General features: G+C 45.9%; 15 protein-coding genes and 1 pseudogene. 12 read left to right on the forward strand and 4 right to left on the reverse strand.

All coding sequences use genetic code 11. From position 1 onward, the window contains the following. Positions 1-2: 2 nt before the first annotated feature. The 8 genes from rlmH to lipA all read left to right on the forward strand — a co-directional run bounded on the left by rlmH (position 3) and on the right by lipA (position 7,762). Positions 3-470, forward strand: a complete 468-nt coding sequence (gene rlmH, locus DK423_RS02370; RefSeq protein WP_005558468.1) for a 23S rRNA (pseudouridine(1915)-N(3))-methyltransferase RlmH — start codon at positions 3-5, stop codon at positions 468-470. 12 nt (positions 471-482) lie between these two features. Further along, positions 483-2,444: a penicillin-binding protein 2 gene (gene mrdA, locus DK423_RS02375; protein WP_005558469.1), complete on the forward strand. Its 1,962-nt coding sequence runs from the start codon at positions 483-485 to the stop codon at positions 2,442-2,444. Next, a complete protein-coding gene (gene rodA / locus DK423_RS02380) occupies positions 2,431-3,552 on the forward strand; it encodes a rod shape-determining protein RodA (protein WP_005558470.1) in 1,122 nt (373 codons plus the stop codon). The genes mrdA and rodA overlap by 14 nt, the downstream gene beginning before the upstream one ends. A 48-nt stretch (positions 3,553-3,600) precedes the next feature. After that, complete coding sequence (locus tag DK423_RS02385) at positions 3,601-4,458, forward strand: septal ring lytic transglycosylase RlpA family protein (RefSeq protein ID WP_005558471.1); 858 nt, start codon at positions 3,601-3,603, stop codon at positions 4,456-4,458. A gap of 30 nt (positions 4,459-4,488) precedes the next feature. Beyond that, positions 4,489-5,679, forward strand: a complete 1,191-nt coding sequence (locus tag DK423_RS02390; RefSeq protein ID WP_005558472.1) for a serine hydrolase — start codon at positions 4,489-4,491, stop codon at positions 5,677-5,679. A gap of 73 nt (positions 5,680-5,752) precedes the next feature. Further along, positions 5,753-6,052, forward strand: coding sequence for a DUF493 family protein YbeD (gene ybeD / locus DK423_RS02395; protein WP_005558473.1), 300 nt, complete (start codon positions 5,753-5,755; stop codon positions 6,050-6,052). Positions 6,053-6,097: 45 nt separating this feature from the next. Continuing rightward, on the forward strand, positions 6,098-6,736 hold the full coding sequence (gene lipB, locus DK423_RS02400) for a lipoyl(octanoyl) transferase LipB (RefSeq protein ID WP_005558474.1): 639 nt from the start codon (positions 6,098-6,100) through the stop codon (positions 6,734-6,736). A gap of 63 nt (positions 6,737-6,799) precedes the next feature. Then, positions 6,800-7,762 carry a lipoyl synthase gene (gene lipA / locus DK423_RS02405; protein ID WP_005547662.1) on the forward strand — a complete coding sequence of 321 codons (963 nt, stop codon included), beginning with the start codon at positions 6,800-6,802 and terminating at the stop codon, positions 7,760-7,762. A 148-nt stretch (positions 7,763-7,910) separates the two neighbouring features. Here the strand turns inward: lipA and cysS are convergent, their stop codons facing one another. Beyond that, positions 7,911-9,290, reverse strand: coding sequence for a cysteine--tRNA ligase (cysS, locus tag DK423_RS02410; protein WP_061886207.1), 1,380 nt, complete (start codon positions 9,288-9,290; stop codon positions 7,911-7,913). A gap of 99 nt (positions 9,291-9,389) precedes the next feature. Between cysS and DK423_RS02415 the strand changes: the two genes are divergently transcribed. The 4 genes from DK423_RS02415 (at position 9,390) to DK423_RS02425 (ending at position 11,218) form a co-directional block, all read left to right on the forward strand. After that, positions 9,390-9,902 carry a peptidylprolyl isomerase gene (locus tag DK423_RS02415; protein WP_005558478.1) on the forward strand — a complete coding sequence of 171 codons (513 nt, stop codon included), beginning with the start codon at positions 9,390-9,392 and terminating at the stop codon, positions 9,900-9,902. A gap of 90 nt (positions 9,903-9,992) precedes the next feature. Continuing rightward, entirely contained in the window at positions 9,993-10,148 is a 156-nt protein-coding gene (locus tag DK423_RS11075; RefSeq protein ID WP_176607399.1) for a hypothetical protein, read from the forward strand. Continuing rightward, positions 10,141-10,443, forward strand: coding sequence for a type II toxin-antitoxin system RelE/ParE family toxin (locus DK423_RS02420; RefSeq protein ID WP_005558482.1), 303 nt, complete (start codon positions 10,141-10,143; stop codon positions 10,441-10,443). The genes DK423_RS11075 and DK423_RS02420 overlap by 8 nt, the downstream gene beginning before the upstream one ends. Further along, positions 10,430-11,218, forward strand: coding sequence for a TatD family hydrolase (locus DK423_RS02425; protein ID WP_005558484.1), 789 nt, complete (start codon positions 10,430-10,432; stop codon positions 11,216-11,218). Before DK423_RS02420 ends, DK423_RS02425 begins: the two co-directional genes overlap by 14 nt. Before the next feature lie 26 nt (positions 11,219-11,244). On the opposite strand, the gene nrdG is transcribed toward DK423_RS02425, so the two are convergent. The 3 genes and pseudogenes from nrdG to emaA all read right to left on the reverse strand — a co-directional run bounded on the left by nrdG (position 11,245) and on the right by emaA (position 20,736). After that, positions 11,245-11,712 carry an anaerobic ribonucleoside-triphosphate reductase-activating protein gene (nrdG, locus tag DK423_RS02430; RefSeq protein WP_005558486.1) on the reverse strand — a complete coding sequence of 156 codons (468 nt, stop codon included), beginning with the start codon at positions 11,710-11,712 and terminating at the stop codon, positions 11,245-11,247. A gap of 749 nt (positions 11,713-12,461) precedes the next feature. Then, complete coding sequence (gene nrdD / locus DK423_RS02440) at positions 12,462-14,588, reverse strand: anaerobic ribonucleoside-triphosphate reductase (RefSeq protein ID WP_005558491.1); 2,127 nt, start codon at positions 14,586-14,588, stop codon at positions 12,462-12,464. A 252-nt stretch (positions 14,589-14,840) separates the two neighbouring features. Then, positions 14,841-20,736, reverse strand: a pseudogene (emaA, locus tag DK423_RS02445) (collagen-binding adhesin autotransporter EmaA). Positions 20,737-20,760: the final 24 nt, after the last annotated feature.

Consider the following 20,760-nt stretch of genomic DNA (forward strand, 5'->3'; position numbering starts at 1 on the left):
AGGTGAAAATTCAGTTAATTGCCGTTGGAACCAAAATGCCGGCGTGGGTCACCACGGGCTTTGAGGAATATCAACGTCGCTTCCCGAAAGAAATGCCTTTTGAACTCGTTGAAATTCCTGCCGGTAAACGGGGCAAAAATGCCGACATCAAACGTATTTTGGAGCAGGAAGGCAAAGCCATGTTGGCGGCTGCCGGAAAAGGCAAAGTGGTGACGCTGGACATTCCGGGTAAACCCTGGACCACGGAACAGCTGGCACAACAATTAGAAGGCTGGAAAAATGACGGGCGCGATGTTTGTTTGCTCATCGGCGGGCCGGAAGGTTTAGCACCGGAATGTAAAGCCGCCGCCGAACAAAGCTGGTCACTTTCACCGCTTACTTTGCCGCATCCGTTGGTGCGCGTGGTGGTGGCGGAAAGCCTGTATCGCGCCTGGTCGCTCATGACCAATCATCCATATCATCGAGAATAAATCAATAATAAGATGAGTTTAAAAATATTATTAAATCAGCCGCAATACGATCCGATTCGTGATAAAAAAGCCGAACGCAATTTATTTGCCCGCCGCGCTTTGGTGTCATTTATCGGCGTGTTGGTATTGTCGGTGGTGTTAATTTTAAACTTGTATGATTTGCAGGTGGTCAATTATGACGGCTATCAAACCCGTTCCAACGGTAATCGCATAAAACTGCTGCCGTTGCCGCCGACACGCGGGCTGATTTATGATCGCAACGGCAAACTGCTGGCGGAAAATCTGACTTTTTTCGGGCTGTATATCGTGCCGGAAAAGGTGGAAAATTTAGACCGCACTTTTGCGGAGCTGAGAGTGTTGGTAGGCTTAACCGATGAGGATATTGCGAATTTTAACAAGGAACGACGCCGCGCTTCCCGTTATATGCCGATTATGCTGAAACGAAATTTAACGGAAGAGCAAATTGCCCGTTTTGCGGTGAATCAATACAATTTCCCGAGTTTGGATGTGAAACCCTATTTTAAGCGCCACTATTTATACGGTGAACCGCTGACCCATGTTTTGGGCTATGTGTCAAAAATTAACGATCGTGATGTGGAACGCTTGAAAAAAGAGGAAAAATACGCCAATTATTCCGGCACGCACGATTGGGGCAAACTCGGCATTGAGCGCTATTATGAAGATGCTTTACACGGCACCACGGGCTTTGAAGAAGTAGAAGTGAACAGTCGCGGTAAAGTGATCCGCAAATTGCGCGCACAACCCGCCATTGCCGGCAAAAGCATTCACTTGACTATTGACTTAAATTTACAGCTTTACGTTACGGATTTATTGGCGGGACACAAAGGCGCCGTGGTGGTGATGGATCCGAAAGACAACAGCATTTTAGCCATGGTTTCCGTACCGAGTTATGACAATAATCTTTTTGTGGATGGCATTTCCGGGGCGGATTACCGTCGCTTGCTCAATGACTCAAATCGCCCGCTTTATAGCCGCGTGACCCAAGGTGCCTATCCGCCGGCATCAACCGTGAAACCGTTCATCGCCGTTTCCGCATTGCAGGAAAATGTGATTACGCCGAACATGACCATTTATGATCCCGGCTATTGGATGTTGCCAAACAGTACCAAGCGTTTTCGTGACTGGCGTAAAGGCGGGCACGGCATGATCAATTTAAACAAGGCCATTACCGAATCCTCCGATACGTATTTTTATCAAACTGCTTATAACCTCGGCATAGATCGCCTGTCCGATTGGATGAAACGCTTTGGTTTCGGTGTGCCGACAGGGATTGATATTCAGGAGGAAACCAGTGCTAATATGCCAACCCGTGAATGGAAGCAAAAACGCTATAAAAAAGCCTGGGTGCAAGGTGATACGATTTCTGTGGGCATCGGGCAAGGTTACTGGACGGCGACACCATTACAGCTGGCAAAAGCCACCAGCATTTTAGTAAATAACGGCAAGGTAAACACACCGCACTTAATGAAGAGCGTGGAAGGTTCGGTAGTGGAATCTTATAAAGATCCACTGTTGTACGAAGATATTACCGAACCGAAACAGTATTTCTGGGATGAGGCGAAACGCGGTATGTACAACGTAGTGAATGGTGCCGGTGGAACAGGGCGTAAAGCCTTTATCGGCACGCCTTATCGTGTTGCCGGTAAATCCGGTACGGCACAGGTGTTCAGTTTGAAAGAAAATCAAACTTATAACGCCGGCAGCTTGAAAAAAGAATTGCACGATCACGCGTGGTTTACCGCTTTCGCACCTTATGATAACCCGCAAATCGTAGTGTCGATGATTTTGGAAAATGCCGGCGGCGGTTCCAGTAATGCAGCGCCGATCGTCAGAAAAATTATGGATTATTATTTTAAACAAAATACCCCGCAAGCCGTGATGTCGCCATTCGACGAGCCCGAATCGCCGGAAGCGGAACCTGCAACAGGAGACGAGCCGAATGAAAATGAATGATCGTAATATTTGGCTCGAACTGTGGCGACGTTTGCATATCGATTTGTGGCTGTTTATTGGTCTGGTGGTGGTTACCGGCTATGGCATGTTGGTTTTATATAGCGCTTCCGGTGCTAATGAAGCCATGTTTCGCAGTCGTATTGTTCAGGTAGCGCTCGGGTTTGCCGTAATGTTGGTCATGGCGCAGTTTCCGCCAAAATTTTATCAGCGCATTGCGCCGTATTTATTTGGATTTGGCATCGTATTGCTTATTTTGGTGGATCTTATCGGCGCAACCAGTAAAGGGGCACAGCGTTGGCTGGATTTGGGCGTGGTGCGTTTTCAGCCGTCCGAGATCGTAAAACTGGCAGTGCCGCTGATGGTGGCGGTGTATTTGGGCAATCGCCCGCAACCCATTAAGTTAAAAGAAACGTTTATCGCGCTGATCATCATTATCGTGCCGACTTTACTCGTGGCGATTCAGCCCGATTTGGGCACCTCAATTTTGGTTAGCGGTTCCGGCTTGTTTGTGGTATTTTTAGCCGGCATGAGCTGGTGGCTCATTTTAATTGCCGTGGTTGCGCTTGCGGGATTTATTCCGATTATGTGGTTCTATTTAATGCACGACTATCAACGTGCCCGTGTGTTGACTTTATTTGATCCGGAAAAAGATTTATTGGGCGCAGGCTACCATATTTGGCAATCCAAAATTGCTATCGGTTCTGGTGGGTTATGGGGGAAAGGCTGGTTGCAGGGAACGCAATCCCAGCTGGAGTTTTTACCCGAGCCGCACACGGATTTCATTTTCGCCGTGTTGAGTGAAGAATATGGCATGATTGGCTTTTTGATTTTATTAGCCATTTATTTATTTATTGTTGCGCGCGGTTTAATGATTGGCGTTAATGCGCAAAGCGCTTTCGGGCGTATTTTAGTGGGGGCATTAACGTTAATTTTCTTCGTTTATGTCTTTGTTAACATCGGCATGGTGAGCGGTATTTTGCCTGTTGTGGGCGTGCCTTTACCATTGGTGAGTTATGGCGGCACATCCTATGTGGCGATTATGGCGGGCTTCGGTTTGATCATGTCAATTCATACTCACAAAGAACACTTTCTGAAAGGAACTAATTAATTTTTCAGTTTTCTTAATTGTGAGCTTTACAGAGAGGGAGAAAACTCAATGAATCTAAAGCAAACTGTAAAATATATGATGATTTTGTTTTCATTTTGCACCGCACTTTCCGTGCAAGCCGAAACAAAAAAATTATATGGCATTCAAGGACCATCGTTGACATACCGTCCGATGTCCGATAAAGCGCAGACTTATAATGTAAAAGGGGAAACTTACACCACAAAGCCTCACCAAACGGCAAAAAATTATTCCAAACAGGGGATTGCCAGCTATTACCATCATAAATTTAACGGTCGGAAAACCTCTAACGGCGATATTTACGATTCCACTTTATATACGGCGGCACATAAAACCTTGCCTTTGAATTCCTACGCAGTGGTCACCAATATGTATAATCAACGCAAAGTCATTGTACATATCAACGACCGCGGGCCCTTTGCTAAAGATCGTATTATTGATTTGTCCCACGCGGCGGCAAAAGAAATCGGTATTGTAAATTACGGTATGGGATTGGTTAAGGTAGAAGCGTTGCATGTGGACGCCAAAGGTGAGCTTTCCGGCGCAGGCATCTCCACATTGGCGAAAGCGAGTAGAACGGAAGAAGGGCTAAAACGCCTGGCGGATAATGAAACCGTCTCCACGCCGGTACCGCGAAAAAGTCGTAAAGCGGCAAGTGCGGAACGCTATGAAATTAAAATGGTCAATGTCGCCAGCAAGAAAAACGCCGAGCAGATCATTCAGGATTTAGCGTTAAATAATGTGAAAACGGAAATTGCCGCACATGGTAAAAAATACCATATCCATTTGGGACCATTTAATTCAAAACAGGAAATCAACGAATTGAAAACACAATTAAGACGGTTAAATCATTCCGAACCGTTGATTGTGTATTCTTATAATCAATAACAAGTACATAATTTTAGGATATTTAACATTATGTTTAATAAAGCAGTAAAAAACAGCAAGATTGCCATCGTTGCAGGTGCATTGGCGATGTCGCTCGGCGCCATGGCGGCGGAAGACATACAATTTAACATCGCCATGCCGGAAATTAATGCTCAAACCTACGTCTTAATGGATTACAACTCCGGTGCTGTGTTGGCGTCCCTTAACCTGGATCAGCGCCAATATCCGGCATCATTGACCAAAATGATGACCAGCTATGTGGTCGGGCAGGCAATTAAGCAGAGCAAAATCCATAATACAGATATGGTCACCATCGGCGAAAGCTCCTGGGGGCATAAATTCCCCGGTTCTTCCAAAATGTTCTTAAACTTAAATCAACAGGTTTCCGTTGCGGATTTACATCGCGGCATCATTATTGTTTCGGGTAATGACGCCTGTGTGGCAATGGCGGAACACGTTTCCGGCACGGTGATGAACTTCGTTGATACTATGAATAAATATGTGGAACAATTCGGTTTAAAAAACACCCATTTCACCACGGTTCACGGTTTAGATGAAGATAACCAATATTCTTCCGCCCGCGATATGGCGATTATCGGCGCGCGCATTATTCGTGATTTACCGGAAGAATATAAAATTTACGCCGAAAAAGATTTTACTTTTAACAAAATCAAACAACCTAATCGCAACGGCTTGTTATGGGACAAAACCATTAACGTTGACGGCATGAAAACCGGTCACACGGATAAAGCGGGCTACAACCTAGTGGCTTCCGCCGTCAGCCCGAACAATATGCGTTTGATTTCCGTCGTCATGGGCGTGCCGACTTATAAAGGTCGCGAGGTGGAAAGCAAAAAATTATTGCAATGGGGTTTTGCTAATTTTGAAACCTTCAAAACCTTTGATTCAGGCAAATCCATTTCCGAACAACGGGTGTATTACGGCGATGAAAGCAACATCCAATTAGGCGTGTTGCAAGATGCTTTCATCACCATTCCGAAAGGCAAAAGCGCCGAGCTCAAAGCCCGCTACGAGTTAGAGAAAAAATACCTCGAAGCTCCCCTTGCCAAAGGGCAAGTTGTAGGCAAAGTAGTGTATCAATTAGACGGCAAAGACATCGCCGGTGTGAACTTACAAGTGATGCAAGAAGTGAAAGAAGGCGGTATCTTCGGCAAAATCTGGGACTGGCTGGTGCTTACCATCAAAAGTTTATTTGACTAGCCTTTAAAAAAACACACTCAACACTGACCGCACTTTTTCATGAAAGTGCGGTTCACTTTTTTAGGAAAATGCAATGACAGATAAAAAAACCGTAAATTTAGCTGATATTCCACAACAAAAATTAAAGGATCTGTTGGAATTCCCGTGCGATTTCACCTTTAAAGTGGTGGGCGCCGCCCGTCCCGATTTAGTAGATGACGTGGTTCAGGTGGTGCATAAAACCATCAAAGGCGATTACAACCCGAGCATGAAAGAAAGCGGCAAAGGCACTTATCATTCCGTATCCATTACAGTGCGCGCCGAGAATATCGAACAAATCGAAACGCTGTATAAAGAATTGGCGGAGATCGATGGTGTGCGGATGGTACTCTAACCATCAAAGTGCGGTCAGAAAAAACAACGTTTTTAGGAAATCATCATGCAACCCGAATTAATTGTACGACAGCTCGGCATTCGTGATTATGAGGACGTTTGGCACGAGATGCAGGCGTTTACCGATAATCGTACGGAACATACCCCCGATGAAATCTGGTTGGTGCAGCATACGTCGGTGTTCACCCAAGGTCAGGCGGGCAAGCCGGAACATTTGTTACAACAAAGCGCGATTCCGGTGGTGCAGTCCGATCGTGGCGGGCAGATTACCTATCACGGTTTGGGGCAGCAAATTATGTATGTGCTGATTGATGTGAAGCGCCATGAGAATCTAAATGTGCGCCAATTAGTGACCGCACTTGAGCAATCGGTGGTGAAGACTTTGGCGGATTACGACATTGAAGGCTATGCGAAACCTGATGCACCGGGCGTTTATATTGACGGCAAAAAAATCTGCTCCCTCGGTTTGCGTATTCGCCACGGTCGTTCGTTCCATGGCTTGGCGTTTAATATCAACATGGATTTAACTCCGTTTCATCAAATCAATCCTTGCGGTTATGCAGGCTTGGAAATGTGTCAGCTGGCAGATTTTATTCCCACGCAGGATGCCGATTGTGACAAGGTTTCCCCACAATTAGTTAAACATTTCGCCGCGCAATTGGGGTATAATGTAACAACTTGTTAACATCAACAACCGTTTTTACGCACATTACCTCTACAAATCTGCACATAAAATTAAGGAATATCAATGGGAACACCTTTTAAAATGGAGCGCGGCGTTAAATATCGCGACGCCGCCAAAACCTCCATTATTCCGGTGAAAAATATCGATCCTGAGCAAGAACTGCTCAAAAAACCGGAATGGATGAAAATTAAAATTCCGGCAAACGGCGCGCGCATTCAAAGCATCAAATCCGGTATGCGTCGCCATGGCTTGCATTCCGTCTGCGAAGAAGCCTCCTGCCCGAACCTGCACGAATGTTTCAACCACGGTACGGCAACCTTTATGATTCTCGGCGCCATTTGTACGCGCCGTTGCCCGTTCTGCGACGTGGCGCACGGCAAACCGTTGGCACCAGATCCGGAAGAGCCGCGTAAATTAGCGGAAACCATTCAGGATATGAAATTGCGTTATGTGGTGATTACCTCCGTTGACCGCGATGATTTACCGGATCGCGGCGCCGGGCATTTTGCCGACTGCGTTCGGGAAATCCGCGCCCTGAATCCGAATATTAAAATTGAAATTTTAGTGCCGGATTTCCGTGGCCGCATTGAATTGGCGCTGGAGAAATTAAAAGACAATCCGCCGGATGTGTTCAATCATAATCTGGAAAATGTGCCGCGCTTATACCGCGAAATCCGTCCGGGTGCCGATTATCAATGGTCGCTGCGCCTATTGAAGGAATTTAAAGCTATGTTCCCGCATATTCCGACCAAATCCGGACTTATGGTGGGATTAGGCGAAACCAATGACGAAATCTTGGAAGTGATGCAGGATCTGCGGGATCATGGTGTGACGATGCTGACGCTGGGACAATATTTACAACCGAGTCGCCACCACCTTCCGGTTGCCCGTTACGTTCCGCCGACAGAATTCGATATGTTCCGCGATAAAGCTCAAAACATGGGCTTTGAACACGCCGCCTGCGGTCCATTCGTCCGTTCTTCTTATCACGCCGATTTACAGGCAAGCGGCGGCTTGGTGAAATAATCGCAAAAAGTGCGGTGATTTTCACGAACGTTTTTTCTCTTGAAAAACGCTTGGAAAAACCACCGCACTTTATGATGAACCCCGTGTAGTGATAACAAAAAAGGAAAGTTATGATTAACTTTCCTTTTGTTTTTTTGAATGGCTTGAATTATTGTTTCCGCCAGGTGGTGCCGTTCGGACCGTCTTCCAATACGATGCCCATTTCCGTTAAGGCGTTGCGCGCGGCGTCGGCGACTGCCCAGTCTTTGGCGGCGCGGGCTTCGTTGCGTTGTTTGATAAGCGCTTCAATTTTCGCCACTTCATCTTCATTGGAACCGGCTTGTAGGAATTGCTCCGGATCCAGTTGAAGCAGACCGAGAATGGCGGCGAGTTCGCGTAAGCGTGCAGCCAAGCCGTTGGCTTTTGCCATGTCTTCGGTTTTCAGCTTGTTCAGTTCGCGCGCCATTTCAAATAGTACGGAAAGGGCGTTCGGCGTGTTGAAATCATCGTCCATGGCTTCACGGAAGGTGTCTACAAAATTTTCACCGCCAAAAGCCACCGCACTTTTATCTGTGCCGCGTAATGCGGTGTAGAGCCGTTCCAATGCGCCGTGCGCGAGGTTAAGGTTTTCTTCGCTGTAATTTAATTGGCTGCGGTAGTGGGCGGTCAGTAAGAAATAGCGCACGCTTTCCGCGTCGTAGTGGCTTAATACATCGCGAATGGTGAAGAAATTGCCGAGGGATTTTGACATTTTTTCTTTATCCACCATGATCATGCCGGAATGTAGCCAGTAGTTCACATATTGATTGCCGTGGGCGCAGCAGGATTGGGCGATTTCGTTTTCGTGGTGCGGGAACATGAGGTCGGAGCCGCCGCCGTGAATGTCAAAATGCTCGCCTAATTGTTTACCATTCATGGCGGAGCATTCGATGTGCCAGCCCGGGCGACCTTTGCCCCAAGGCGAATCCCAGCTCGGTTCGTTCGGTTTGGACATTTTCCATAACACGAAATCCATCGGATTTTTCTTGATTTCGTTAATTTCAATGCGCGCGCCTGCTTGTAATTGTTCCAAGTCCTGACGGGACAATTTGCCGTAACCTTTGAAGCTTTCCACATCAAACATCACATCGCCGTTATCCGCCACATAGGCGTGTCTGCGTTGGATTAATTTCTGTACAATGTCAATGATTTCAGGAATATGGTGGGTGGCGCGCGGTTCAAAATCCGGACGCAAAATGTTCAGGGCGTCAAAATCTTTGTACATTTCCACCACTATGCGATCTACCAACTGATCACAGGTTTCTTTGTTTTCCAGCGCGCGTTTAATGATTTTGTCGTCCACATCGGTAATGTTTCGCACATAGGTTAAATCGTAGCCTAAATAACGCAAATAACGGGCGATTACATCGAAGCAAACGAACGTACGCCCGTGTCCGATGTGACACAGATCGTACACGGTCACGCCGCACACATACATTCCGATTTTGCCGGCGTGAATCGGTTTAAAAATTTCTTTTTCGCGGGTTAGGGTATTGAAAAGTTTTAACATATTAGGATCCAAATCTTTTTGAAAACGCACCGCACTTTATGGCGATTTGGGGCGGATTATGAAATAATGACGCTCTTTAATTCGTAGAGGAAAAGCACAATGATTACACTCCATACAAATTTCGGCGATATTAAAATTGCCTTAAATCACGAGAAAGCACCGGTAACGGCGGAAAACTTCTTAACTTATTGTAAAAACGGTTTTTATGATAACACAATTTTCCACCGCGTGATTGACGGTTTTATGATTCAGGGCGGCGGCATGGAAAGTGGTATGCGCGAAAAAGCCACCAACGCGCCGATTAAAAACGAAGCCAATAACCGTTTAAGTAACAAACGCGGCACCATCGCCATGGCGCGCACCTCTGACCCGCATTCCGCAACGGCGCAATTCTTCATTAATGTTGCCGATAACAACTTCCTGGATTACCGCGCAAAAGAATTACACGGGCGCGAAGTGGTGCAAGAATGGGGCTATGCGGTATTCGGCGAAGTGGTTGAAGGCATGGATGTGGTGGATAAAATTAAAGGCGTTAAAACCGGTAATAAAGGTTTCCATCAAGATGTGCCGAATGAGGATGTGGTGATTACTTCGGTTACTGTGGACAAGTAATCTTTCACAATAACCGCCTAAATAATTGGGCGGTTATTGGTTCCTTAATGGATCGGTTTGTACTAAAATTAATTAAAATCGCGGGAGGTTATGATGACACAGGAATATAAACAGTTTTTGCAACAAAAAGTGACAAAATCGGATGAAGATTTTAAAAATAATCGTGTATGTGAGTCTGAACAAGTTTATCAGCGCGTGATTCAGGCAGCGGTAAAAGCTAAAGAAGGAATGAAGGACGTTGCATAAAATTATTTATTCAGAAAACGCCGTTCAGGATTTTGAGCATATTGTATTTGATTTAACCGAATATGCCGGATTTAGCAGTGCCATAACTATTTTTGAAGATATTAAACAAGCGATTGAAGTGCTTGCCTATATGCCACTGATGGGGGTTGCCGGTAGTGTTGAAGGAACCCGTGAAATTTATGTCAGAGGCTATCGAATTGTTTATCGTGTTTCTTCTACAGAAATCCAAATCAGCACCATCATTCATTGTAAAAGACTTTACCCGAATTTCTTTTCTAATCATGCCTTTTTTTGATACCCACACCCACCTTGATTACCTGCAACAATTTAGCGGCGAGCCGTTGGCGCAGTTGGTGCATAACGCGCAGGCGGTGGGCGTGCAAAAAATCTTGATTGTTGCCGTGTTGCAGCGGGATTTCAAAACGATTGAAAAAATGACCGCACTTTATCCCGGGCAGCTGTACTACGGCTTGGGGTTGCATCCCTTGTATATCAAAGAACATCAAATCGGCGATTTGGATTTGCTGGATCAGGCATTGGCAGCGCGTACGACAAGTTGCACGGCGGTGGCGGAAATCGGTTTGGAGCGCGCCGTGCCGGAGCTCTTAACGGATGAATTATGGCGCAAACAATGTGATTTTTTGGAAGCGCAGTTGCATTTGGCGAAAACGCACGATTTGCCGGTGAATCTGCATTCCCGTAAATCTCACGAGCAGCTGTATTCCTTTTTAAGGCGTATCGCCGTGCCGAAATGCGGCGTGGTGCATGGTTTTGCGGGCAGTTACGATCAGGCGAAACGCTTTGTGGATTTAGGCTATAAAATCGGCGTGGGCGGCACCATTACTTATCAACGCGCCAATAAAACCCGTCAGACTATCGCTAAATTGCCTTTGGAGGCGTTGTTATTGGAGACGGACTCACCGGACATGCCGGTGTTTGGTTTTCAAGGGCAGCCTAATCGTCCGGAACGCGTGGTGCAGGTGTTCAATGCCTTGTGTGAATTAAGAAGCGAAACGCCGGCGCAAATCGCCGAGACCATTTGGCACAATAGCGTGGCGAAATTCGCCTGAAAAAAGCACCGTACTTTTGTGCGAAATCAGATCTTAAACCGATGAATCACCTGATTCGCCGAGCCGCGCCAAATCAGGCTCGGATCCGCCTGCGCCTGAATGAATTTGCCATCAATTAATACGTCGATATAAGGCAGCATTTGCCGTTGATACTCATCCAATTCATCTAATTTGTAACCCGTCCACACCCAAATGTCTTTATCTGGGCATTCCCGTTTGACCCGTTGCACTAACGGCAACAGCGTTTCCACATTGCGCGGATGAAGCGGATCGCCACCGGAGAGGGTTAAGCCTTGGCGTTTAATGCGTGTGTCTTTGAGATCTTTGAGAATCTGTTCTTCCATTTCAATACCAAACGGTACACCCGCACTAAACGACCAGCTTTTTTGATTGTAGCAGCCTTTACAGGCGTGCGTGCAACCGCTGACGAAAAGGGTGCAGCGTGTACCTTCGCCGTTGACGATGTCGACGGGGTAGTATTGGAGGTAGTTCATTAGTTACTTATTTTTTAGATTATTTAACCCGTTATGGTTTTTGTTGATATATCGGATTTCGCCGATAGCGAGTTGCTTTTCTTTGCGTCGCCAAAGAAAAGTAACCAAAAGAAAGGCGCCCCTGCTTTGCCTTGTTTATTCGCAACTCAGCACAGCTGACTTGCTCACCCCTTCGGGGTCGTTGGCATAGCCAACGCTTAAAATGCGTTGCATTTTGTCCTTTGTTCCATTGAATTTGCTTTACGGGAATTTTGTAAACTCGCTACGCTCAAACAGTACAAAATTCCCTACAAATTCAATTTCACAAAGGCGGCAAAGAAGGGAACCCAACGTTGACTTTTAAAGTGCGGTAAAATTTTGTGGTATTTTTAGAAATTATGTAGCAAATGCACAAAACGGTTGCTGAGCTTGTCGAAGCATGAGTTTTGTGTTTGAAAAGGCTGAATTACTAATCCTTCGACAAGCTCGGGAATCGGAATTTCAGCTTTGTGCAACTGATACATAACCTTTTTATTTTTCTATAAAAAACGCTTAAAAGAATAACCGCACTTTTCCAGAATAATGCTCAAATAAATGGGGTCCCCGTATAAGACGCCTGAGCGACTTGCAATTTTTAGGAAATTTTCGCCTGTTTGAGCGCAGCGAGTTCGAAAATTTCCGTGAAAAAAATTGCAACCAAGCGAAGAACAGCGGCTTATCCGGGGTGTGTTCTTTGCTACTTTCTTGCACAAGCAAGAAAGTAGGAGTAACTACATGTGTTTAACTCTGCGCTTCACTTCTTCTTGTTTGCCCGCATTAAACGGTCTGGCGTCGGGGCTGCCTAAGTAGCCGCAAACCCGTCGGGTGACGGAGACTTTTTCGCTGTCGTGGTTGCCGCATTTCGGGCAGGTGAAGCCTTTGCTGGTGCATTCAAATTCGCCGGTGAAACCGCATTCGTAGCATTCGTCGATAGGCGTGTTGGTGCCGTAGTAAGGTACGCGGTCGTAGCTGTAATTCCACACGTCTTCCAGCGCTTTGAGGTTGTGCTGGATGTTCGGGTATTCGCCGTAGCAAATGAAACCACCGCTGGCGAGTGGCGGGTACACCATTTCAAAGTCCAGTTTGTCGTATGGATTGACTTTTTTCTCCACGTCCAGATGGTAGCTGTTGGTGTAGTAGCCTTTGTCGGTCACGCCGTCGATGACGCCGAATTGTTTGGTGTCTAAACGGCAGAAGCGGTCGCACAGGTTTTCGCTCGGGGTGGAATATAAACTGAAGGCATAGCCCGTTTCGGCGTGCCATTGTTTGGTGGCGTTGCTGAGGTATTCCACGATGGCGCGACCTTTTTCGCGCAGCATTTCGTCATCGTAAATATGACCTCGGTGATAGAGCGCATTGACGGTTTCGTAAATGCCGATGTAACCGAGGGAGATGGATGCGCGTCCATTTTTGAAGATTTGCGCCACGTTGTCGTCCGCTTTCAAACGCACACCGCAGGCACCTTCCATGTATAAAATCGGTGCCACGCGGGCTTTTGTATGTTCTAAGCGGGCAATACGGGTCATGAGCGCTCTTTTCGCCAAGGCTAAACGTTGGTCCAGGATTTCATAGAAACGTTTTTCATCACCTTTGGCTTCGATGGCGATACGCGGCAGGTTAAGGCTCACCACACCGAGATTATTGCGTCCGTCGTGGATTTGTTCACCGTGTTCTTCGTAGGCACCCAGGAAGCTACGACAGCCCATCGGCGCTTTGAAGGAACCGGTGACTTTGACCACCTGATCGTAATTGAGAATATCCGGATACATACGCTTGCTGGCACATTCCAAAGCAAGCTGTTTGATGTCGTAATTCGGATCATTCGGTTCCAGATTCACGCCCTTGCGTTGGGTGAAAACCAGTTTCGGGAACACCGGTGTTTTGTGATTTTTGCCTAAGCCGCGAATGCGGTTTTGTAAAATCGCTTTTTGAATTAAACGTGCCTGCCAACTTGTGCCTAAACCGAAACCGAACGTCACGAACGGGGTTTGGCCGTTGGCGGTGTGCAAGGTGTTCACTTCATATTCAAGGGATTGGAAGGCGTCGAAACAGTCTTTTTCGATAAGTGCCTGCGCGTACCCTTGCGCATCGGGCACATTCCACTGCGCGGCATTTTTCAGATGTTTGTCGTAACTGAGTTGAACATAAGGCGCCAACACTTCATCAATGCGGTTGATGGTGGTTCCACCGTAAATATGGCTTGCCACCTGCGCGATAATTTGCGCAGTCACGGCGGTGGCGGTGCCGATGGACTTCGGCGGTTCGATTTCCGCGTTGCCCATTTTAAAGCCTTGGGTCAGCATGCCTTTTAAATCCACCAGCATGCAGTTGAACATCGGGAAGAAGGGTGAATAGTCCAAATCGTGATAATGAATTTCGCCTTTTTCATGGGCTTTCACCACATCGCGCGGCAGAATGTAACGTTTGGCATAATGTTTCGCCACGATACCCGCCAGCAAATCCCGTTGGGTTGGGATCACTTTGGCGTCTTTATTGGCGTTTTCGTTCAGTAATTCCACGTTGCTTTGTTCAATTAACCCTTCAATTTCTTGGGTTAATTGACTGCGTTTTTCACGCGCCAAATCGCGATCGTGACGATATTCAATATAAGCGCGCGCCACTTGCGGGTATTGGCTCCCCATTAAGTGATTTTCCACGATTTTTTGAATGTGGCTAATGTCGATTTCCTGTTGGTAATGGCTGAAAATGTCATCACTGACTTTTTGCGCCACGGCATAGCAATAACGATCATCCGTAATGCCGACCGCTTGCGCCGCCTTTTTAATGGCGTTTACGATACGTTGAAGCTCAAAGCTAATGCGTGAACCGTCACGCTTAATGACAAAAAATGTACCCATGAGAGATGTCCATATTTAGTGTTATAAAAAATTGGATAATACTATATATAGATATTTTATGGATTTCAAGACACAAGATGTAGTGTTTTTGTGGCTTGTTTGTTAACGTTCTGTTATGAGAAAAGTTTAGTGATTGGTTTCGTTAGGAATTTCATTCGGGGAGAAATGAGCGGGCGAAAATAAAAAAGTGCGGTGAGAAAACACATTATTTTTCCACCGCACTTTTTTTCAGGTTAGTTCAACGAGCGTATTTTACCAGAAGTAGCCCGCGCCTGCCGTACCGCCAACTTCGCCTTGGGAGTTGGTGCTGAAAGAGACTTTCACGCCATATTTTCCGTTATCGGAAATACGTGAGTAACCCACTGCCACAGCGGTTTCGCTTTGATATTGACCGACGGCGGCGACTAATGCGGATTGTCCGTCTCTATGCGGCTGCATCAAACCTGCGGTAGCGAGGGCGGAAGCAGTGCCGGCTTTGCGACGTTTGTCCATTTTTTTCACGCGGTTATCAATGTTATCAATGCGATTGTTAATGGCACTGCCGACCTCTTGAAGCTGACTCATATTTACCGCATCCGTCGGCGCTTTCCCTTTCGCAACGTTAGCAATTCGTTTGCCGCCGGCGTTGATGCCTTGGCTTGTCATGCCGGGACCGTCTTTAATCGTAACGCCGTCGTTATTGACCGTGGTATTACCTACGGTGAGGCTGCTATCCGCGCCGAGATTAACTTCCTTCGCCAGCTGAACGGTCATGGTGCCGTTTTTATCCGCAGCCACGCCGATATTATTTTGCGTTAATTTCTTCAGATCCGCACCGCCGCGAATGTTAAGTTGATCGCCTAATTTACGATTAACCGTGACTTCTTGGTTGTCCCCTTGGAAATTTAACCCTTTATCCACATTGTTGGCTAAATTCGTCACATTTTGGTTGGTTTGATGTAATTGGCTGCCGTTCACCGCCTCTTTACTATGGGCTGAAATTTCACCGTCTTTGACACCGGTGATTTTCTTATCATTGGCGTGAATGCCGTCCTTGGTGACACTTGGTCCGCCATTGATGTTGATACCGTTGCTATCCAGGGTGGTATCTCTGGTTTTCACTGTGGTGAATTCAACATCGTCTTGGGTTTCAACGGTGTACGTGGTGCTTCCGTCGGCGTTCTTTTGAGGCGTCACAGTGATGTTTTTGCCGGAGCTGACATTGGATTTGGCTTGGGCAATACTTTTATCCAATTGGGATTTGTTCACCGCATCTTTGTCATTTACTCCATCGGCAACCTGAGTAATACGACCATCTTCTTGGAACGAAATGCCGTCTTTACCGTCTTTGCCTTTGAGGGTCAACGCGTCTTTACCATCGGCACTACGTGTAGCGGCAATAGACATACCTGGTTGCCCGTCTTTCGCAAACGTGACGGAAGCCTCTTTACCATTGATGGATACGCCATCCTTACCGTTTTCCCCTTTTGACGCTAATGGTGCCTGCTTGCGTATCGTCTCCTACGGTGATGTGATTGCTTAAACCCACTTGTAAGGTCGGTTTGCCATTATCGGTAACCACTTTTGTAATAACACTGCCATCGCCTTTTACGTGCACGGTTTCCCCTAAATTGGCTTTAGCGGTTACGCCATTGTCATCACTTAAACCGAATCCACCATTTTTACCTGCGTCGGTAATGTTGTTAATGGATTTTTGTAAATCGCCGATATTCGCCGCATTTTTTAAGGTATTACCTGAGGCATCTTTTAAGGCAACCGTTGAACCGTCAGCTTGTTTTAGCCCGCTGTCTATGTTCACAATTTGATTACCGCCGTTATTTAGCCCTTTATCCGTTAAGCTGACTGCCTTTGTCGGATCTTTCGGGGTAATCGTCATACCATTGCCATGGATAACCGTTGTATTGTCGCCATTCTTGAATTGCGCACTGGTTAACTCTTTAAGCTCCTTGGCTAATTTCACTTCCAGTTTGCCGTTATTGGCATTCACGCCGATGTTGTTGTCGGATAATTTGTTTTTATCCGCACCGCCCACAATTTCCAGTTTTTGATTTAAGGTTTTGCTGATGACTTCAGTGCCGTTATCTCTGGCGAATTTTAAGCCGTCTTCAAGGGTCGCCACTGCTTCATTATTCACCATTAAACGATTTTTCGGATTGGTTCCATTCACACCGGCAGGACCTTGTGCTGTGTTGATGGTGACAGGATTCGCCCCGTCTTTGCCATTTAACGCAATGGAACCGTCTTTACCGTTAATCGCCACACTGGAACCATCTTTGCCGTTCACTTTAATGGAAGAATCTTTACCATTCACACCGTTAGCGTCTTTTTGACCTAACGCTAAATCATCTTTCAGATTCACTTTAAACGGATTGGCGGCTGAGCCATCGCCTTCAATGGTTGTATTGTTGCCGGAAGCCATTGCTGTTTTTTCCGGTGTTGGAATATTGGCTTTGATTTTGTAGGTTTTTTGTCCTGTCGTATTATCGGTTTCGTCAGTTACCGTAATCGTAGAATCAGCCGCTTTCACAACAGCGCCTAAAGCGGTAATGACTTTCTTGCCGTTATCGGTAATGTTGGCGAGATTTTTATCTGCCGCATTGTCGATCTTATCTTTCGTTGTTTGGGCAAGATCCACCGTGACATCATCGCCGGATGCCAATGTTGTCACATATTTCTGGTTATCTCCGCCTTTGATATTAAATTTGATCCCGCCGTTGTGAGATAAGGTTTTCTCTGTAGTGCTACCGTTGTTACCGCCTAAAGAAACCTTATTATCGAATTTTTTATCGACTATAGATAATTGATCTTCCGTTGCTGTACGACCGGTTATTGGCGCGCCTGTCCAACTTGTATTGGTTAAACCGCTAATATGGCCGTTATTACCATCAATGGTGATTGGGTGGCCATTGGTTTTCGGCCCAACGGTCAAGCTCGGATTTAACGCCACTTTATAGTTAATGTGCCCATCCGCCGCGTTTTCAGGTGTGATTTGAATATTATCATCGCCTTTCTCAACCGTGCTTTTGGCTTTTGCGGTTTCAGCCAATAATTGCCCGCCATTCACGGCATCTTGGCTGTTAGCTGCAATAGTGCCATCTGCTACATTGGTAATTTTCTTATTGCCTGCATCTACACCTGATTGAGTAAGTTTAGGGCCGTTGGTGATTTCTACACCGTTACCGGTTAATTTGGTATTGCCCGTGGTCACAGAAGTAAATTCAACATCATCTTTGGTGGCAAAAGAGAATTTTTTATCGCTTTGAGTAATTTTGATGTTTTTTCCTGCATCGTAAGTCACCGTATCGCCATTTTTAACGGAATTAGACGCATTGCCGACAACTTCGCCATCGGATTTAGAGGCAGTGATTGTCCATGCGGCATTATTTAGCGCATCTATCACATTTTTAACTGTGGCTACGCCATCTTTACCATCAGTGCCGTTGGCGCCATTTGCTCCCGGCGTTCCTGCTACCGCAGCTTTGCCATTTTCCACTTTAATGGTGGATAAATTGACGTCATATTTCACTACGCCATTGTCTGCAACGGAAGCGGTTGTCATCATGCCATTGGTAAAGTTTAACCCTTTGTCCAACATAACAGTTTTATCACCGCTACCGTTAGCTTTATAAGTTAACAGGATAGATTTCGCCGCTTCTGTGCCATTAAAGGTTACGGCATAAGTATCAACGCCATTTACATCTGTTTTGTTTACATTAATCGGTGCCGAACCTGTCACTTTAACCGCTTCTTTTGCGGCACTTTGTACAGCTTTTTTGGATACGGATACTTCGTATTTCGCACCCATATCGCCGGCGTTTTTACCATTTGCTACGCTAATATCCGCCAGATTTTCATCTCCGGCTTGAGCTGCTTTTTTCTCAACAACTTCCGTTGATGCGGCACCACCAAGAAGATTTTTTAATTGTTTAAAGTTAACCGCGTCGTTATCCTGAGTGCCTTCAGCCACGCCGGTAATGCGATTATTTCCCATATTGATGGTTCCGCCATTTTGAACGCTGAAGTTCTTAACAGTGGTGTTGCCTGTTGCAGTTAGATCTTGGGTCGTAACATTAGTGAACGTGACATTTTCTTGGGTTGAGAAGGTGAAGTTAGTGCCGTTTTGTTTGACTGCTAAATTCTTTCCTGCCAGTAGCTTCACTTGGTTACTCGGTTTGATTGCTGCTGTCGAGGCTGCGCCATTTTGAGTACCACCATTTTCCACGCTGGAAGTGATTTGCCAACCTTGTTCTACACGGCTGGCGACAGCAAATAATTGAGAGCCATTAACGGCATCGGTTGAGTTTGCCGCAACATTACCCGCTGCCACATTTTTAATTTGACGCTCATTGCCTTTTGAGCCAATGCTTACAAAATACCCTGAGTCTTTTACCGTGCCGGTAAAACCTGAATAGGTATATCCGTTAACAGCCGCACTGCTAACACTTGAAACAGAATGTGAACCTTCCGTGGTGGAGGAATTTCCTAAAATGACGGAACCGTTGGTTGTCGCAGTGATATTGGCACCCAATGCAACGGTATTTTTGCCGCTAACATTGCTGTTTAAACCAATAGCAATGGAATTCGTTGCTGTGGTTCCTGTTGCGGCTTTTTCGCCTAACGCAATAGAACCTGCCGCTTTAGCCCCTTTATTGTCGTAATTGCTACCGGTTGCGGTATTGGTACTATTTACACTTACATAATTGGTTTGTGCCGCTTCAACGGCGGCTTTGACATTGGAGTATGGGGTATTTTTGATATTAAATACAGGCGCTTGATAAGTGTGCCCATCTGTTGCATAGCCTGTATAGCTATTGCCGGCAATGGACTTGGCTAAATTATCATTCACGAATTTTAGCTGCGCAACATTCACTGCATCAGTATCATTACGACCACCGGCAACATTAATAATTCGACGCTCTTTACCGGCGTTTGCAACAGCTACAACACCATTATTAACATTGTAGTTTTGTGATGTATATTTTGATGTTCCCCCATCAATACTAGTTACGATAGTGCCTGTGCCTAAAGCTAAAGAATTGGCTACGTTAGCTTGAGCTCCTTGACCAATTGCCATTGCACCTTCCTTAGTTGCACTAGAACTTTCACCGATTGCTACAACGTTTTTATAGGTTGCATTTGCTTTAGAACCGATAGCAATCGTGTTTTCACCAGCTGCATTTGCCTCATAGCCAAAAGCAACTGAGGACTGTTTTAAAGCTTTTGCATTTGTGCCCACTGCAATGGCTTTTTCCGCTTTTTGAGAGGTATTGGCTGAAGTAACATTTTCGTTAAGATAGGAATCATGTACTACGTCAAATCCGCCAGTTTGTGAACCATAACCTAATGCAAAAGAATCGTCACCATTAGTCTTAGCTGCAGTGCCTAATGCCATAGAGCGATGGCCATTAGTTTGAGTATTGTCTAAGCCATCATATTTTGTCTTTTTAGTATTACCAGTAGATGTTGAGAGAACTTTAGGTTTTACGCTACCAATGGCAATAGACTGATCTCCTTTTGCTGTTGCTGAAGCACCTAACGCAAAGCTAGATTCGCCTGCAGCCCAAGCAACAGAACCAATAGCAGTGGAATAATCCCCGGTTGCCGCAGATTGGCGCATCATCGCAAGGGAATTAATTCCTGATGATCTGGATGCTGTACCGATCGCAATACCGCCATTTTTTTCTGCTCTGGAAAACGAACCTAGGGCCATAGCTAATCCCCCAGTTGCTTTGGCATAATCACCTAAAGCGATCCCATTTTAATCTTGGTCTGCATCTCGTGCGTCTGAATTTTTACCTATGGCAATACCATATGCATATCGACTGTCATACAGTCGATTTGGGGTACCGAGTTGATCTTTATTTTCGTAGGATTTGCTACCGGGGTTGAAATAGTTGAAGGGGCTATTCCCTGTTCTTGGGGAAGAATTTGCCCCCTCGGATTTCACAGAATTGTTTTCAACAGAACCTATAGCAATGTAAGCGTTGATACTAAAGGAGAGAAATAATAACGGGGCTGCAGCAATGAATATTTTAGTTTTTTTAGGTATATCTGTAGTGGTAGAAAGGGAGAAAGCTTTAGATAGTTCAGATACGGCAACCCATGTCTGAGATGCTTTACACCAGATTACTTTAAAGACTTTATTCATCTTATGTTTTCCTTTTTGTTAGGG

The organism is Aggregatibacter actinomycetemcomitans (genome assembly GCF_003130205.1).
GTDB classification, from domain to species: Bacteria; Pseudomonadota; Gammaproteobacteria; order Enterobacterales; family Pasteurellaceae; genus Aggregatibacter; species Aggregatibacter actinomycetemcomitans_A.

Bases quoted from the DNA above. Each gene is read 5' to 3' on its own strand.
- mrdA (WP_005558469.1), top strand. From the start codon at position 483: ATGAGTTTAAAAATATTATTAAATCAGCCGCAATACGATCCGATTCGT.
- rodA (WP_005558470.1), top strand. From the start codon at position 2,431: ATGAAAATGAATGATCGTAATATTTGGCTCGAACTGTGGCGACGTTTG.
- DK423_RS02385 (WP_005558471.1), top strand. From the start codon at position 3,601: ATGAATCTAAAGCAAACTGTAAAATATATGATGATTTTGTTTTCATTT.
- DK423_RS02390 (WP_005558472.1), top strand. From the start codon at position 4,489: ATGTTTAATAAAGCAGTAAAAAACAGCAAGATTGCCATCGTTGCAGGT.
- ybeD (WP_005558473.1), top strand. From the start codon at position 5,753: ATGACAGATAAAAAAACCGTAAATTTAGCTGATATTCCACAACAAAAA.
- lipB (WP_005558474.1), top strand. From the start codon at position 6,098: ATGCAACCCGAATTAATTGTACGACAGCTCGGCATTCGTGATTATGAG.
- lipA (WP_005547662.1), top strand. From the start codon at position 6,800: ATGGGAACACCTTTTAAAATGGAGCGCGGCGTTAAATATCGCGACGCC.
- cysS (WP_061886207.1), bottom strand. From the start codon at position 9,290: ATGTTAAAACTTTTCAATACCCTAACCCGCGAAAAAGAAATTTTTAAA.
- DK423_RS02415 (WP_005558478.1), top strand. From the start codon at position 9,390: ATGATTACACTCCATACAAATTTCGGCGATATTAAAATTGCCTTAAAT.
- DK423_RS11075 (WP_176607399.1), top strand. From the start codon at position 9,993: ATGATGACACAGGAATATAAACAGTTTTTGCAACAAAAAGTGACAAAA.
- DK423_RS02425 (WP_005558484.1), top strand. From the start codon at position 10,430: ATGCCTTTTTTTGATACCCACACCCACCTTGATTACCTGCAACAATTT.
- nrdG (WP_005558486.1), bottom strand. From the start codon at position 11,712: ATGAACTACCTCCAATACTACCCCGTCGACATCGTCAACGGCGAAGGT.
- nrdD (WP_005558491.1), bottom strand. From the start codon at position 14,588: ATGGGTACATTTTTTGTCATTAAGCGTGACGGTTCACGCATTAGCTTT.